The following is a 15509-nucleotide window of genomic DNA, read 5'->3' as shown; positions in this document are numbered from 1 at the left end:
GTGTGCGCATCGATGATGGGAGGATGTCATGGCGGCGACGATCGTGCCGGGCAAGCGCGGCAAGAAAAGCCGGCGGGTGCGGCTGGAGGATATTGCGGGAAAGGTGGGCGTGTCGCTCTCCACCGTGTCGCGGGCGCTGGCCGGCGAGAAGGGCGTGCGCGCGGACATCCGCCAGCGGATCATGGAGGCGGCGAAAGACGCCAATTACGCAATGCCGACTCCGGTCGCCGGCAAGAAGGTGATCCTGGCAGCTTCGAGCGCGGCGATGATCGACTACGTGCGCAACCAGTTCACGCTCTATGTGCTGGAGGGCTTACGGGATCGGGCGCAGGCGCTCGGGCTCGACATCGTCACCCGCGCGGTCGCTGATCAGTCGGAGGAAAAGGTGGTGCTGGAAGAGGCACTGGTCGATCCGGACGTCGCGGGACTGCTGTTTCTGACCGTTGACGACGAAGGAATGCTCGAGGCCACCCGCGGCTTCGGCAAGCCGGTCGTGCTGATCAACGGTGACGATCCGATGATGCGGCTGTCGAGCGTGACCCCCTGCAATCGATCGGCGGCGCATCTGGCCACCGACTATCTCATCCGGCTGGGGCACAAACGCATCCTCTTCCTGATGCGTCCGGGCCGGCGGACGATCGACCGACGCCGCGAAGGTTGGCAGGATGCGTTCCAACATCACGGCTTGCCTTGTCCGCCGGATCTCGTCGTGCCGGTCGAGGACTGGCTGCCGGAGCTTGCCGCCCAGGCGGTGAGCGAGCGGTTACGCAGGAACGGGCTCGATTTCACGGCCGTGCTGACGGCGGGCGACAGTCTCGCGGTCGGCGCGATGATGGGGGTTCAGCAGATGGGTTATACCGTGCCGGGCGACGTTTCGGTGATGGGCATGGACGACCTGCCGCAGGCCGCCTTCCTCAATCCGCCGCTGACCACAGTGCATGTACCGATGCGCGAGCTCGGCGCCGTGGCGCTCGATCTTTTACGGGACGGGATGACCGGATTTGCAAACCCGGCACGGCGGGTGGAGCTTGCTTGTCACATTGCCGAGCGGCAATCGACCGGACCCGCCAAAGGCTAACCCCGGCCAAAACGCTTATTCATGCGCCGTTCAGAGCCGTGCTGGAACAATGGGAATGTCTCGAACATTGATATCCGGCGAAATCCGTTCGGCAGATTGTCAGTCCGGTTCGCGCGTTATTGGTTTCTCAGGAGGAAGCCCGTGAAGAAAATTCTGATGTCCGTTGCGGCACTTTGCGCCCTGTTCGCGGCGCCGTCGATTGCGGATGCGGCCGTGCGCGGGGTTGCGACAGCCAATGTCAACATGCGGTCCGGGCCAAGCACCGGCTATCCGGCCGTCGACGTCATTCCGGTCGGTGCGGCGGTAACGATCTACGGCTGCATGAGCAGCGTCAACTGGTGCGACGTCGCCTTCGTCGGCGGACGCGGCTGGGTGTCGGGCAACTACGTACAGGCGACCTATCGTTCCAACCGCGTCTATGTCGCCCCCGACTATTACGAGGGCCTCGGCATTCCGATGGTCACGTTCGACGTCGGCAACTATTGGGGCCGCTACTATCGCAACCGCGACTTCTACCGCGATCGTGATCGTTGGGATCGCTACGACTGGAGACGCGAATCGCGCCTTCCCCCGCCTCCACCCCCGCCTCCGCGCTGGGATCGTGACGGAACTCCACGCTGGGACCGGGATCGCAGCTGGAGGCCGGGCGACCGGCAGCCGCCGCTTCCGCCAGTCTGGCAGGGAGATCGCGACCGTTTCTACAGGGATCGGGGTTGACTGCAGCCGGCCCCTCCGCGGTTCGGCCGTGAGGATGACCCGCAACCCGAACCGCTGATCCCGCCTAAAAATTCAAGGAGGCCGCCTGCGGGTGGCCTTTTTTGCGCCCGGCATTAAGTAAAGCTCACACCGAAGCGTACCGTTCGGCTATGTTCTGACCATTGCGCCTTTTCAGCCTTTTCGATAAGAGACGCCGCAACTCGATGATCCTGTCACAAACGACGGGATGTCGGAACGGTTTGAAAGCAGGCGCCCAAGGCTCCCGAGCCTCTTGGCGAAACAGTGGTTTTTGTCGGTATGGCTCGCATCGTCATGAAGTTCGGCGGCACTTCGGTCGCCAATCTCGAACGCATTCACAATGTCGCGCGCCATGTGAAACGTGAGGTTGAGGCCGGGCACGAGGTCGCGGTCGTCGTCTCCGCCATGTCCGGCAAGACCAACGAGCTCGTCGGCTGGGTTCAGGACATGCCGAAGGTCTCCGGCGCCAACTCGCCTTTTTACGACGCACGCGAATATGACGCCGTCGTCGCATCCGGCGAGCAGGTGACGTCCGGCATTCTCGCCATCGCCCTGCAGTCGATGGGCATCAACGCCCGGTCCTGGCAGGGCTGGCAGATCCCGATCCGCACCGACAGCGCCCATGGGGCAGCGCGGATCATGGAGATCGACGGTTCCGAGATCGTCAAGCGGATGGGCGAGGGCCAGGTGGCCGTCGTCGCCGGCTTCCAGGGGCTCGGCCCGGACAATCGGATCGCGACGCTCGGCCGCGGCGGTTCCGACACGTCGGCGGTGGCGATCGCGGCCGCGGTCAAGGCCGACCGCTGCGACATCTATACAGACGTCGACGGCGTCTATACGACCGACCCGCGTATCGTGCCCCAGGCACGGCGCATGAAGAAGGTTTCCTTCGAGGAAATGCTCGAAATGGCGTCGCTCGGCTCGAAGGTTCTGCAGGTGCGCTCGGTCGAGCTCGCCATGGTCCACAAGGTCCGCACTTTCGTGCGTTCCAGTTTCGAGGATCCCGATGCGCCGGGCATGGGTGACCTTTTGAACCCGCCCGGTACTTTGATTTGCGACGAGGAAGAAATCGTGGAACAGGAAGTCGTCACCGGCATCGCCTATGCCAAGGATGAAGCGCAGATTTCGCTCCGGCGCCTTGCCGACCGGCCGGGCGTGTCGGCTGCGATTTTCGGCCCGCTCGCCGAAGCGCATATCAATGTCGACATGATCGTGCAGAACACGTCGGAAGACGGTTCGCGCACCGACATGACCTTCACCGTACCTTCGGGCGACGTGCAGAAGGCCATGAAGGTGCTCGACGACAACAAGGAAAAGATCGGCTTCGACGTCGTCCAGACCGAATCAGGTCTGGCGAAAGTCTCGGTCATCGGCATCGGCATGCGCAGCCATGCCGGCGTTGCCGCGCACGCTTTCAAGGCACTTGCCGAAAAATCCATCAACATCAAGGCGATCACCACCTCGGAAATCAAGATTTCGATCCTGATCGACGGTGCCTATTCCGAACTCGCCGTTCGGACTTTGCATTCCGCGTACGGTCTCGATAAGAGTTGAGAATGAACCGTTTGGACGCGCCTGCAGTTGTGGGCGCCGTCTTGCGGCTGGGGTGACCTCGTTTCGGGAGAGCATAGGCGATGAGAGACCTGTCGGCAGGTCCGCGCGTTCTGTTGAAGCGGCTGCGCGAGTTGATGGCGGAGCCGCTCGAGCCACAGGAGCGCCTTGACCGGATCGTCCGCCAGATCGCCAGCAACATGGTGGCCGAGGTTTGCTCGGTCTATGTGCTCCGCTCCGACGGCGTTCTCGAACTCTACGCGACCGAAGGCCTCAAAAAGGAAGCCGTCCACACTTCGCAGCTGAAGATGGGCCAGGGCCTCGTCGGCACGATCGCGGCCTCCGCGCAACCACTCAACCTTTCCGATGCGCAGGCGCATCCGGCCTTCCGCTATCTCCCCGAAACGGGTGAGGAAATCTACCATTCCTTCCTCGGCGTACCGATCCTGCGGGCCGGCCGCACGCTTGGCGTTCTCGTCGTCCAGAACAAGGCGAGCCGCAACTATCGCGAGGACGAGGTCGAGGCGCTCGAAACCACGGCGATGGTGATCGCCGAGATGATTGCCACCGGCGAGCTCAAGAAGATCACCCGGCCGGGCCTCGAGCTGGACCTGACGCGTGCCATCACCATCGATGCCGACGCCTATAACGAAGGCATCGGCCTTGGCCATGTGGTGCTGCACGAGCCGCGCATCGTCGTCACCAATCTCCTCAACGAAGATGCGGAGAAGGAAGTGACCCGGCTGGCGGAATCGCTCGGGTCCCTGCGCATCTCGATCGACGACATGCTGTCGCGCCGCGAAGTATCCCAGGAAGGCGAGCATCGCGAGGTGCTCGAAACCTACCGGATGTTCGCCCACGACCAGGGCTGGGTCCGCCGCATGGAAGAGGCGATCCACAACGGCCTGACGGCGGAAGCCGCGGTCGAGAAGGTCCAGAGCGATACCAAGGCGCGGATGATGCGCCTGACCGATCCCTATCTGCGCGAGCGGATGCATGATTTCGACGACCTGGCCAACCGGCTTCTGCGCCAGCTGACGGGCTTTTCCGGCCGCGCCTTCGACGAAGGTTTCCCGACGGACGCGATCATTCTCGCCCGCGCCATGGGGGCGGCCGAACTGCTCGACTATCCGCGCGCCAGCCTGCGCGGCTTGGTGCTCGAAGACGGAGCGGTGACGAGCCACGTGGTGATCGTCGCACGCGCCATGGGCATTCCGGTCGTCGGCCAGGCGGCGGGTGTCGTGGCACTTGCCGAAAACGGCGATCCGATCATCATCGACGGCGACGACGGCCAGATTCATCTGCGGCCGGTTCTCGACCTGCAGAAGGCCTACGAGGAAAAGGTACGCCTGCGGGCCCGCCGGCAGGAGCAGTTCAAGGCGCTGCGGGACGTCGAGCCGGTCACCAGGGACGGCAAGCGTATCAGCCTGCAGATGAATGCCGGGTTGCTGGTGGATCTGCCGCAGCTTGCCGAGTCCGGCGCCGACGGCATCGGTCTCTTCCGCACCGAACTGCAGTTCATGATCGCCTCGACCATGCCGAAGCTCGAGGAGCAGGAGAGCTTCTACCGCAACGTCATCAAGCAGGCGGCCGGCCGCCCGGTGACGTTCCGCACCCTCGATATCGGCGGCGACAAGGTTGTCTCCTATTTCCGGGCCCAGGAAGAGGAAAATCCGGCGCTCGGCTGGCGGGCGATCCGCCTGTCGCTCGATCGTCCAGGCCTGCTGCGCACCCAGCTTCGGGCGCTGCTCCGGGCCTCTGCCGGCGCCGAGCTCAAGATGATGCTGCCGATGGTGACCGAGGTTTCGGAAATCCACGCGGTGCGCGAGCTGATGCAGAAGGAAGTGCAGCACCTTTCGAAATTCGGCCACAGCCTGCCGCGCAAGCTGCAGTTCGGGGCGATGCTCGAAGTGCCGGCGCTGATGTGGCAGCTCGACGAACTGATGGCGGAAGTGGATTTCGTCTCGGTCGGCTCCAACGACCTGTTCCAGTTCACCATGGCGGCGGACCGCGGCAATGCCCGGGTTTCCGATCGTTTCGACAATCTCGGCAAGCCGTTCCTGCGCATTCTGCGCGACATCGCGCGGGCCGGCGAACGCAACAAGACGGTGGTGACGCTGTGCGGCGAGATGGCGGGCAAGCCGCTCTCCGCCATGGCGCTTCTGGGGGTCGGTTTCCGCTCGGTTTCGATGTCCCCGACTTCGATCGGACCGGTCAAGGCGATGCTGCTCGGGCTTGACATCGACAAGCTGTCCGCCGAATTGAACGTGGCGCTCGACGATATAAGGTCGACGGAGCCGATCCGCGCGCTGCTTGTGCGGTTCGCCGAGGCCAACAATATTCCCGTCTAGCGGATAAAAAGAATAAACGGAGTTAGTGGGTGGCGAAGCTTCCTATCGAAAAGATGCGCGAGCTGGAACGCCGGTTCGGCGAGATCGAGGCGCGCATGTCGGAAGGCCCGGCTGCCGACGTCTATGTGAAGCTGGCGTCCGAATATTCCGAACTGCAGCCGGTGGTGCGCAAGATCCGCGAATACGAGAAGTCGATCGCCGAAGTGGCCGATCTCAGGGCGATGCTGACCGACAAGGGCACCGACCGCGAGATGCACGAACTCGCCGAAATGGAGCTACCGGACGCCGAGGAACGGCTCGAGGCGCTGGAAAAGGACATGCAGGTCCTGCTTCTGCCGAAGGATGCGGCCGACGAGAGGAGCGCGATCCTCGAAATCCGCGCCGGAACGGGCGGCAACGAGGCGGCTCTTTTTGCCGGCGACCTGTTCCGCATGTACGAGCGTTATGCCGCCACCAAGGGCTGGAAGGTCGAGGTGTTGTCGGCAAGCGAAGGCGAGGCGGGCGGCTACAAGGAAATCATCGCGACCGTGACCGGCCGCGGCGTCTTTTCCAAGCTGAAGTTCGAATCCGGCGTGCACCGGGTGCAGCGTGTGCCCGATACGGAAGCGAGCGGCCGCATCCACACCTCGGCCGCGACCGTGGCGGTGATGCCGGAAGCCGAAGAGATCGATATCGAAATCCGGCCGGAAGACATCCGCATCGATACGATGCGTTCGTCGGGCGCCGGCGGCCAGCACGTCAACACCACGGACTCCGCGGTCCGCATCACCCACATGCCGAGCGGCATCGTGGTGACCAGTTCGGAAAAGTCTCAGCACCAGAACCGCGCCAAGGCGATGCAGGTGCTGCGCACCCGCCTCTACGACATGGAGCGCCAGAAGGCGGACAGCGAACGTTCCGCCGACCGCAGGAGCCAGGTCGGCTCCGGCGATCGGTCCGAGCGCATCCGCACCTATAATTTTCCGCAGGGGCGGGTGACCGACCACCGCATCAACCTGACGCTCTACAAGCTCGACCGGATGATGGAAGGTGATATCGACGAAGTGGTCGATGCGCTGATTTCTGACTACCAGGCCGGCCAGCTGGCGCAGCTCGGCGAGCAACACGGATGACGACGCTCGGAGCAGCCGTCACGGATGCCAGATCGCGGTTCTCGGCGGCGGGCCTGCCGGATGCGGCGATCGAGGCGCGGCTGCTTATTGGCGGGTTGCTCGGGCTTTCGTCGACGGAAGTTTTTACCGGCGGCGAGCGGCTGCTGACGGAGGAGGAAATCTCCCGGATCTCGAAAGCGGTCGAGCGCCGCTTGAAACGGGAGCCCGTGCACCGCATATTAGGATTACGTGAATTCCACGGCATGGAGCTCCTGATTTCGAAGGAAACGCTGGAGCCACGCCCGGACACCGAAATCCTGGTGGATTCGATGCTTGCCTATGTGAGGCAGATTGTCGCAGACAAGGGTTCGGCACGTATTCTCGATCTTGGTACCGGAACCGGAGCGGTCGTTTTGGCACTGCTGAAGGAAAGCCCAAAGGCCCAGGGGATCGGCAGCGATATTTCGCAGGATGCCCTGCAGACGGCGGCGCGGAACGCGGCGCGGCTGGGAATGGCCGAGAGATTTCGGGCGGTCCGCAGCCATTGGTTCGACGCAATTTCCGGCCGGTTCGACATAATCGTGTCAAATCCGCCCTATATACGAAGCGATGTTATCCCCGCATTGGACCCGGAAGTCCGGGATTTCGATCCGCTGGCAGCGCTAGATGGAGGTCCGGATGGGCTCGAAGCCTATCGCGCGATTGCAGCGAGTGCAGGAGATTTCCTCGAAAAGGACGGCGTTATCGGCGTCGAGATCGGGTTCGATCAGAAGGAAACCGTGACCGCGATTTTCCGCGTCGCCGGCTTTACGCTGGTGGAGGCGGTCCGCGATTATGGCGACAACGATCGGGTTCTCGTATTTACCGTGAATCATCCTTGATTTTGCAGGCAAAAGAAAAGGCTTGGATTTCCGGAGGAAGCGGGATAGCTTGCAAATACGCACTGGGACGGCTGGGAATGAACAGCGATTCGTTCGGGTTACAGGGCAACCCTTTGATCCTTCTCTTTTCGAAGAGTTGCGAAGGTTGAACAATTCCCGGTGCGTGAATCAGTTAATTTGACTTTCACAAGCGGCAGGACGCTTTGATCGGCCTGTGCGCGGCACGCGAAGTCTTGTTCGGCTCTGTCCGGCAGACCGCGTGGCCCCTTATCAGCGAAGACAGAGAATTGGTGAACGATAGATGAGGCCAGGACAGCAGAACAAACGCGGTCGAGGTCGCGGCAGTAACAATAATAACAATAGCGGCGGCGGCGGCGGAAATAACAACTTCAACCGTAAGGGCGGCAATCCTCTCAGCCGCACCTACGATAGCTCCGGCCCGGACGTGAAGATCCGCGGGACCGCCCAGCATATCGCCGAAAAATATAGCCAACTCGGCCGTGATGCCCAAAGCTCCGGCGACCGCGTGATGGCGGAGAACTATCTCCAGCACGCCGAACACTATAACCGCATCATTGCCGCCGCACAGGCGCAGATGCAGGATCGGTTCCAGCACGACAATCGTGGCGACTACCAGGACCGGGACGGCAACGTTCAGGATCAGGACGACATGGACAATAGCGATGGCGAGGACAACGGTTACTCGCAGCAGCCGTCCATGGACGAGGCGCCGCAGCCGCAGGTCCAGCAACAGCAGCCGCGCCGGGAGCAGCGTGAACAGCGCGAGCCCCGTGAACAACGCGAACCTCGCGACCAACAGCGCGACCAGCGGGAACCGCGCGAACAGCGTGACCAGCAGCGCGAACGGCCCCGCCGCGAAAACCGTCAGGAACAGCCGGCAGTGGCAGCGGTTCCGACCCAGGTCGCAGCACCTCAGCCAGTCGCTCCGGTCATGGATGGTTCCGGCCCGCAGCCGGTGATCGAAGGTACGCCTGCCGAAGTGGCGGTCGAGGAAGAGGCACAGGCAGAAGCCACGCCGCGCCGTCGTCGCGCCGCCGGCAGCCGCCCGCGTCGTCCGCGTCGTGGCGAAGGCGCCGGTGAAGAGGGTGGTTCCGAAGGCGAAGCCTCGGGCGACGGCTCGCAGCCGGCCCTGGCGGATGCAGCTTCTGAATAAGCCATCCTTCAAATAACGAAATCAAGAAGGCCGCTCGGGAAACCGGGCGGCCTTTTTCTTAGAGCAGGGATTGCCCTTCTGCTTCAGGCCCGAGACTGGCGCCGATCGCGGACGGAGCGGGCAAGCTCTTCGAGCACCAGGACCGATGTCTCCCAATCTATGCAGCCGTCGGTGATGCTCTGGCCGTAGACGAGAGGCTTGCCGGGCACCAGGTCCTGGCGTCCGCCGACGATATTGCTCTCGATCATCATGCCCTTGATGGCCATGTTGCCGGCAGCAATCTGCGTCCCGACGTTTTTGACGACCAGCGGCTGGTTCATCGGATCCTTGCCGCTGTTGGCATGGCTGGCATCGATGAGGATGCGCGGCTCCAAACCACGTTTTGCCGCGTCCCTTGAAACCGCCTCGACATCCGCCGCGTCGTAGTTCGGCTGCTTGCCGCCGCGAAGGATGACGTGGCAATCCTCGTTGCCGGTCGTGGTGGCGATTGCGGCCCGGCCGTCCTTGGTCACCGCCGGAAAATGGTGCGTCTGCGAGGCGGCCAGTATGGCATCGAGCGCAACTGCGACACCGCCATCGGTGCCGTTCTTGAAGCCGATCGGGCAGGAGAGGCCGGATGCCAGCTGGCGATGTACCTGGCTTTCGGTCGTCCGCGCGCCGATCGCGCCCCAGCTGACGAGGTCGGCGATATATTGCGGGGTGATCGTATCGAGGAATTCGCAGCCGGCCGGAAGGCCCGTGGCATTGATGTCCAGAAGAAGCTGCCGGGCGATCCTCAAGCCCTCTTCGATGCGGTAGCTGCCGTCCAGATGCGGGTCGTTCATCAGGCCCTTCCAGCCGACCGTGGTGCGCGGCTTTTCGAAATAGACGCGCATGATGATTTCGAGATCGCCGCTGAAACGTCGTCGCTGTTCTTCGAGCCGCGCCGCATAGTCCCGTGCGGCAACGGGATCATGGATCGAGCAGGGACCGATGACGACGATCAGCCGGTCGTCCTCGCCATGCAGGATGCGGTGGACGGTGTCGCGCGTCCAGGTCACGGTCTCGGTAACCGCCTCGTTGCGCGGGATTTCGGCGATGATGTCGGCGGGTATGGTTAGCGGTGTGATCTCGACGATGCGCCGATCGTCGATCGTATCTATCGAGGCATTGGCGGGTTTGGCATTCGGCACGGGTATGGCTCCTGTTTGGTGCTACCGTGCGGAATTGAAAAAGCCGCCAGGTAGACTAGCGGCTTGAGGGAATGTCGTTGCGTCGAAATCAGCTACGCACGGGCCCGCATCCGCTGGGGAAAGCGGTAGCTATAAAATCGCGAGGCGTAGGCGGACGTGAAGGACATGGGGTTTCTGTATTCGCTCGATTGTGGATTGTCACGCGGAAAATTTCTGAGGTTTCCGCTCGCGGATTTTGAGCTTCTGAACACTTTAAACACGAGAATCCGCTTACCATATTTCCAGCAACGCCGAGACTTCGGCAGGGCTCGCCTTTGAGGGAGCTCAATCTCAATCATCGGTCCGTGCCTTATAATGGGCGGGTCGATCACTGGAGGTACCAGAATGAATATCGAAAAATACTCCGAGCGCGTCCGCGGGTTCCTGCAGTCGGCTCAGACGCAGGCTTTGGCTTCGGGTCACCAGCAGTTTACGCCCGAACATGTGCTGAAGGTGCTGCTTGACGACGACCAGGGCATGGCGTCCTCGCTGATCGACCGCGCGGGCGGCAGCGCCAAGGAAGCGCGCATCGCCAACGACGCCGCGCTCGCGAAACTCCCCAAGGTTTCCGGCGGCAATGGCGAGATTTATCTCTCCCAGCCGCTCGCGAAGGTTTTCTCGACCGCGGAAGAGGCAGCCAAGAAGGCCGGCGACAGTTTCGTCACCGTCGAGCGCCTGCTTCTGGCGCTTGTCATCGAGACGTCCGCTTCGACCTCCGCGACCTTGAAAAAGGCCGGCGTGACCGCGCAGGGGCTGAACCAAGTTATCAATGACATCCGCAAGGGCCGCACGGCCGACGGCGCCAATGCCGAGGCCGGTTTCGAGGCCCTGAAGAAATATGCCCGAGACTTGACGGCGGAAGCCCGCGACGGCAGGCTCGATCCGGTAATCGGCCGCGACGACGAAATCCGCCGCACGATCCAGGTTCTCTCCCGCCGCACCAAGAACAATCCGGTGCTGATCGGCGAGCCCGGCGTCGGCAAGACGGCGATCGCCGAAGGCCTGGCGCTGCGCATCATCAATGGCGACGTGCCGGAAAGCCTGAAAGACAAGAAGCTGATGGCGCTCGACATGGGCGCCCTGATCGCTGGCGCCAAATATCGCGGCGAGTTCGAGGAGCGCCTGAAGAGCGTCCTGAACGAAGTGCAGTCGGAAAACGGCGAGATCATCCTGTTCATCGACGAGATGCACACGCTGGTGGGTGCCGGCAAGTCCGACGGCGCGATGGATGCGTCTAATCTCCTGAAGCCCGCGCTTGCCCGTGGTGAACTGCATTGCGTCGGCGCCACCACGCTCGACGAATACCGCAAGCATGTGGAAAAGGACCCGGCGCTTGCCCGCCGTTTCCAGCCGGTCATGGTCGAGGAGCCGACGGTCGAGGATACGATCTCGATTCTGCGCGGGCTCAAGGAAAAATACGAGCAGCACCACAAGGTCCGCATCTCGGATTCGGCCCTGGTTGCGGCTGCTACGCTTTCCAACCGCTACATCACCGATCGGTTCCTGCCCGACAAGGCGATCGACCTGATGGACGAAGCCGCTTCGCGGCTGCGCATGCAGGTGGATTCCAAGCCCGAGGAACTCGACGAGCTCGACCGCCGCATCATGCAGCTGAAGATCGAGCGCGAAGCCCTGAAGAAGGAAACCGATAGCGCCTCGGCCGACCGGCTGCAGCGTCTCGAAGGCGAAGTGACCTCGCTCGAAGAACAGGCGGATGCGCTGACGGCCCGCTGGCAGGCGGAAAAGCAGAAACTCGGCCTTGCCGCCGATTTGAAGCGGCAGCTCGACGAAGCCCGCAACGAACTGGCGATCGCCCAACGCAAGGGCGAGTTCCAGCGCGCCGGCGAACTTACCTATGGCGTGATCCCCGAACTGGAAAAGCGCCTCGTGGAAGCGGAAGCCCAGGACAGCTCGACCAATGCCATGGTGCAGGAAGTCGTAAACCCGGATGCGATCGCCCATGTGGTGTCGCGCTGGACCGGCATTCCGGTCGACAAGATGCTGGAAGGCGAGCGCGACAAGCTGCTGCGCATGGAAGATGAACTGGCGAAATCCGTCATCGGCCAGGGCGACGCGGTCCAGGCTGTCTCGCGTGCGGTTCGCCGTTCGCGCGCAGGGCTGCAGGATCCGAACCGGCCGATCGGCTCGTTCATCTTCCTTGGCCCGACCGGTGTCGGTAAGACGGAGCTGACGAAGTCGCTGGCCCGCTTCCTGTTCGACGACGAGTCCGCGATGGTTCGCCTCGACATGTCGGAATACATGGAGAAGCATTCGGTCGCGCGGCTGATCGGTGCGCCTCCGGGTTATGTCGGTTACGAGGAAGGCGGCGCGCTGACCGAGGCGGTGCGGCGCAAGCCCTACCAGATCGTGCTGTTCGACGAGATCGAGAAGGCGCATCCGGACGTGTTCAACGTTCTTCTGCAGGTGCTCGACGACGGGCGCCTGACGGACGGGCAAGGCCGCACGGTCGACTTCAAGAACACGATGATCATCATGACCTCCAATCTCGGAGCGGAATACCTGACCGCTCTTCGCGAGGGTGAGGATTCCGAAAGCGTGCGCGAACAGGTGATGGACGTCGTGAAAGCCTCGTTCCGGCCTGAATTTTTGAACCGCGTCGACGAGATCATCCTGTTCCATCGCCTGAAGCGCAACGAGATGGGGGCGATCGTCGATATCCAGATGAGGCGGCTGCTGTCGCTCCTGGCGGAACGGAAGATCGCCATCGATCTCGGTCCGGATGCCCGCGAATGGTTGGCCGACAAGGGTTACGATCCGGTCTACGGCGCGCGTCCGCTGAAGCGGGTGATCCAGAAGTTCATGCAGGATCCGCTCGCCGAGCAGATTCTCGGCGGCCAGATCCCGGACGGCTCGGCCGTTGCGGTCAGCGCCGGTTCCGACCGGCTGCTCTTCCGGGTCAAACGGGTGGTGAGCGAGGCTGCGTAAGCCGAACCGAACGTTAAAAAGCAGAATGGCGGCTTCGGCCGCCATTTTTGTTCGTGCCCAGCTGATCCGGTAAAGGCCTCAGCGGCTGGCGACCTCGTCGGCCGACTGGGTGTTGAGGATCGTATCGATCCGCTTGCGTTCCTCTTCGAACCGGGCGAGCGCCTTGCCGTTCAGCGAATTGCCGCCCGGCAGGCGGATCTTCATTGCATCGACCTTGGTGCCGTTGACGATCAGCTCGTAATGAAGGTGGGCGCCGGTCGATTGGCCGGTGGAGCCGACGTAACCGATTACCTGGCCCTGGGTGATCTTGGCGCCTTCGCGAACACCTGGCGCGATGGCGCTCTGGTGATTGTAGGATGAGACGTAGCCATTGGCATGACGGATGAGCGTCTGGTTGCCATAGCCGCCGGAATCCCAGCCGGCCTTTTCGACGATGCCGTTGCCCGTGGCGATGATCGGCGTGCCGCGCGGGGCGGCCCAGTCGGTGCCGGTATGCATGCGGGAATAACCGAGCAGCGGGTGGCCGCGCATGCCGAAGCCGGAGGTCATGCGGCCGTTCGGAAGCGGGTTACGCAGCAGGAATTGCCGGATGCTCTTGCCGTCCTCGTCGAAATAATCGACCGCGTTGTCGTCGGGGTTCTGAAAGCGGTAGAAGCGGCTCGTCGTGTCGCCAAACCGGGCGTTCACGTAAAGCAGCTGGGAATCCTTGTTCGCCTGGCCCTTTTCGTCGGCGACCGAGAAGAAAGCCTCGATCTTGTCCGTCGGCTTCAACTGGGCCTGCAGATCGACATTGCTGGCAAGCAGTTTTACCAGCGTGCCGGTCATCTCCTTGCTCATGCCGTAGGAGAGGGCTGCCCGATAGATGCCGTCATAGACGCGCGGCAGTTCCCGGCCGGCAACGATCTGTGGTGATTGTTCGCTGAAGGCCGAGGCGACCGCATCCAGCATCGGCGGCTCCTGGCCATCCACAAAGCGGCCGTGATCGTCGAGAGCGACGGTTACCCGGTGGTCGCCTCGCCGATAGAGGCTGGCGCGGACGACGAGGACCATATCACCTTCCTGGATGACGCCGATGCGCAGCACGTCGCCGATGGAAAGGTCGGCCTCGCCGAGGCGGGACTGCAGGTAGCCGGAAATCTCGCGCGCCTTGCCTTCCGGATAACCGACCTCGGTCATCGCCTGGCTGACCGTCTCGGCCTTGCGGACCGGAATGATGTCGTCGGCATATTCGCGGGTGCGGGCGTTGATCGCCTCAGGCACAGAAACCGAGATGTTTTCCTCGACGACACGGGCCGACAGGCCGGCGGTGATGTCAAGGCCGCCGCCGTCCTCCTTCGACGAGAAGCGTTGCGGGTCGACATAATAGAGTGCCGAAAGCTGGCCGCTGCCGTCGGTGAGCACGGAACCGTTGGAGCGGACGTTCTCCTCGACCTCTTCCAGCGTCATCGCCTGCGCGAAGGCATACATGCTGCCCTTGATGGGGAAGGCCACAGTCTGGAGACTGACCTCGGACTCGACGTTCGAGCCGTAGATGACGCCGGCACGCGCGGCAGGCGGCGGCGGGGTCTCGCTCGACGAGAAGATCGTCATCGGATCGAAGTTCGGGTAATCTTCCTGCGCCACATGGTTTGCGGCAAGATTCATCTTCACATGCGCGAAAGGCTTGCGGCGGACGACTTCCTTATTGCCCTCGCGCACGACCGTCGAGACTTCCATCACCTTCCGGTCGGTCGGCATGGCGACGATATTGCTGCCGAGCAGCCTTTTGCCGCGCGAGGCGGCATCTGCATCGTTGGTCGGGATGGAGGCGGAGGCTTCGGCGGGGATGGCAAGCTGTTGCCGGCCGTCGAGGGCGGCAAACAAAGCAACGCCCATCAGGATCGAAGAGGTAATGCCGGTCAGGAAGGTGCCGGACAGCCAACGCAACGAAATCTCACGTCGATCCGGAGCGCGACGGCCGTCGGCGAGGATCGGCGGTTCGTTGCCGAGCGAGCGGATCATGCTGCGGGCCGTCATCATGCCAATTTAAGCCAGTCCCTGATACTCGTTATTGCCGTAGGCAGCTTCTATACTGCCTGCGGGACCTTGGGCCAAACATGTGCCCCTTTCAGTCTAGAGAGTCAAATCGCCACGGTGCAAACGCGTACACTTCACCGAGGCGTTGTTCCGATTCCCTGCTGGGATCGTGGTAACCATGAGATTGTGAATTTGTCGGGGCGGTTTTGGGGCAGGAGCCAAAAGGGCCTTGTTTATGTACGTCTCAAGGGCTCGAAAGTCGGGAGAAAACGGCTTTCAGGGAGTTTTCCCGGAAATTCACCTTTAAAATCAGTGAGATGACGTTTTTCTCAAGATTTCTGAATCAATGCTGTTGACTTCAAACTGGGGTCGGCTCTATAACCCGCTCACTGAACGAGGGCGGCGGCGCTGCTGGCGACGACGACTTTCGTTCTTCAGAAATCACTGATTGATTGGCGCATGCTGGTTGGGACCG

Annotated in this window: 9 protein-coding genes and 1 pseudogene; 8 read left to right on the top strand and 2 right to left on the bottom strand. The window is 62.4% G+C overall.

Annotated features, from left to right (window positions below):
- The first annotated feature begins 28 nt into the window (after positions 1-28).
- From C5J26_RS30655 to C5J26_RS30625, 7 genes and pseudogenes are all read left to right on the top strand, one after another.
- Positions 29-1078 carry a LacI family DNA-binding transcriptional regulator gene (locus C5J26_RS30655; protein ID WP_105405208.1) on the top strand — a complete coding sequence of 350 codons (1050 nt, stop codon included), beginning with the start codon at positions 29-31 and terminating at the stop codon, positions 1076-1078.
- Between the two features lie 141 nt (positions 1079-1219).
- Positions 1220-1786 (top strand): annotated as a pseudogene (locus tag C5J26_RS30650) (SH3 domain-containing protein); the annotation flags it as partial.
- A gap of 306 nt (positions 1787-2092) precedes the next feature.
- Entirely contained in the window at positions 2093-3367 is a 1275-nt protein-coding gene (locus C5J26_RS30645) for an aspartate kinase (protein ID WP_046605362.1), read from the top strand.
- Positions 3368-3447: 80 nt separating this feature from the next.
- Positions 3448-5715 carry a phosphoenolpyruvate--protein phosphotransferase gene (gene ptsP, locus C5J26_RS30640; RefSeq protein ID WP_105405206.1) on the top strand — a complete coding sequence of 756 codons (2268 nt, stop codon included), beginning with the start codon at positions 3448-3450 and terminating at the stop codon, positions 5713-5715.
- 29 nt (positions 5716-5744) lie between these two features.
- The gene (prfA, locus tag C5J26_RS30635) at positions 5745-6827 is read left to right on the top strand and encodes a peptide chain release factor 1 (protein WP_105405205.1); all 1083 of its coding nucleotides are present in this window, start codon (positions 5745-5747) and stop codon (positions 6825-6827) included.
- A complete protein-coding gene (gene prmC / locus C5J26_RS30630; protein WP_105405204.1) occupies positions 6824-7687 on the top strand; it encodes a peptide chain release factor N(5)-glutamine methyltransferase in 864 nt (287 codons plus the stop codon). The genes prfA and prmC overlap by 4 nt, the downstream gene beginning before the upstream one ends.
- A 301-nt stretch (positions 7688-7988) precedes the next feature.
- Entirely contained in the window at positions 7989-8861 is an 873-nt protein-coding gene (locus tag C5J26_RS30625; protein ID WP_105405203.1) for a DUF4167 domain-containing protein, read from the top strand.
- A gap of 83 nt (positions 8862-8944) precedes the next feature.
- Here C5J26_RS30625 and C5J26_RS30620 read toward each other — a convergent pair whose 3' ends face one another.
- On the bottom strand, positions 8945-10033 hold the full coding sequence (locus tag C5J26_RS30620; protein ID WP_245441334.1) for a 3-deoxy-7-phosphoheptulonate synthase: 1089 nt from the start codon (positions 10031-10033) through the stop codon (positions 8945-8947).
- A 384-nt stretch (positions 10034-10417) separates the two neighbouring features.
- Here C5J26_RS30620 and clpB point away from each other — a divergent pair, with 384 nt between their 5' ends.
- Entirely contained in the window at positions 10418-13018 is a 2601-nt protein-coding gene (clpB, locus tag C5J26_RS30615; protein ID WP_105405202.1) for an ATP-dependent chaperone ClpB, read from the top strand.
- A gap of 78 nt (positions 13019-13096) precedes the next feature.
- Here the strand turns inward: clpB and C5J26_RS30610 are convergent, their stop codons facing one another.
- Complete coding sequence (locus C5J26_RS30610) at positions 13097-15037, bottom strand: M23 family metallopeptidase (RefSeq protein ID WP_105405201.1); 1941 nt, start codon at positions 15035-15037, stop codon at positions 13097-13099.
- Positions 15038-15509: the final 472 nt, after the last annotated feature.

Source organism: Neorhizobium sp. T7_12 (assembly GCF_002968535.1).
Lineage (GTDB): Bacteria > Pseudomonadota > Alphaproteobacteria > Rhizobiales > Rhizobiaceae > Neorhizobium > Neorhizobium tomejilense.
The sequence above is the reverse complement of the archived record's forward strand: the minus strand, read 5'-3'. Positions and strand labels throughout refer to the sequence as shown.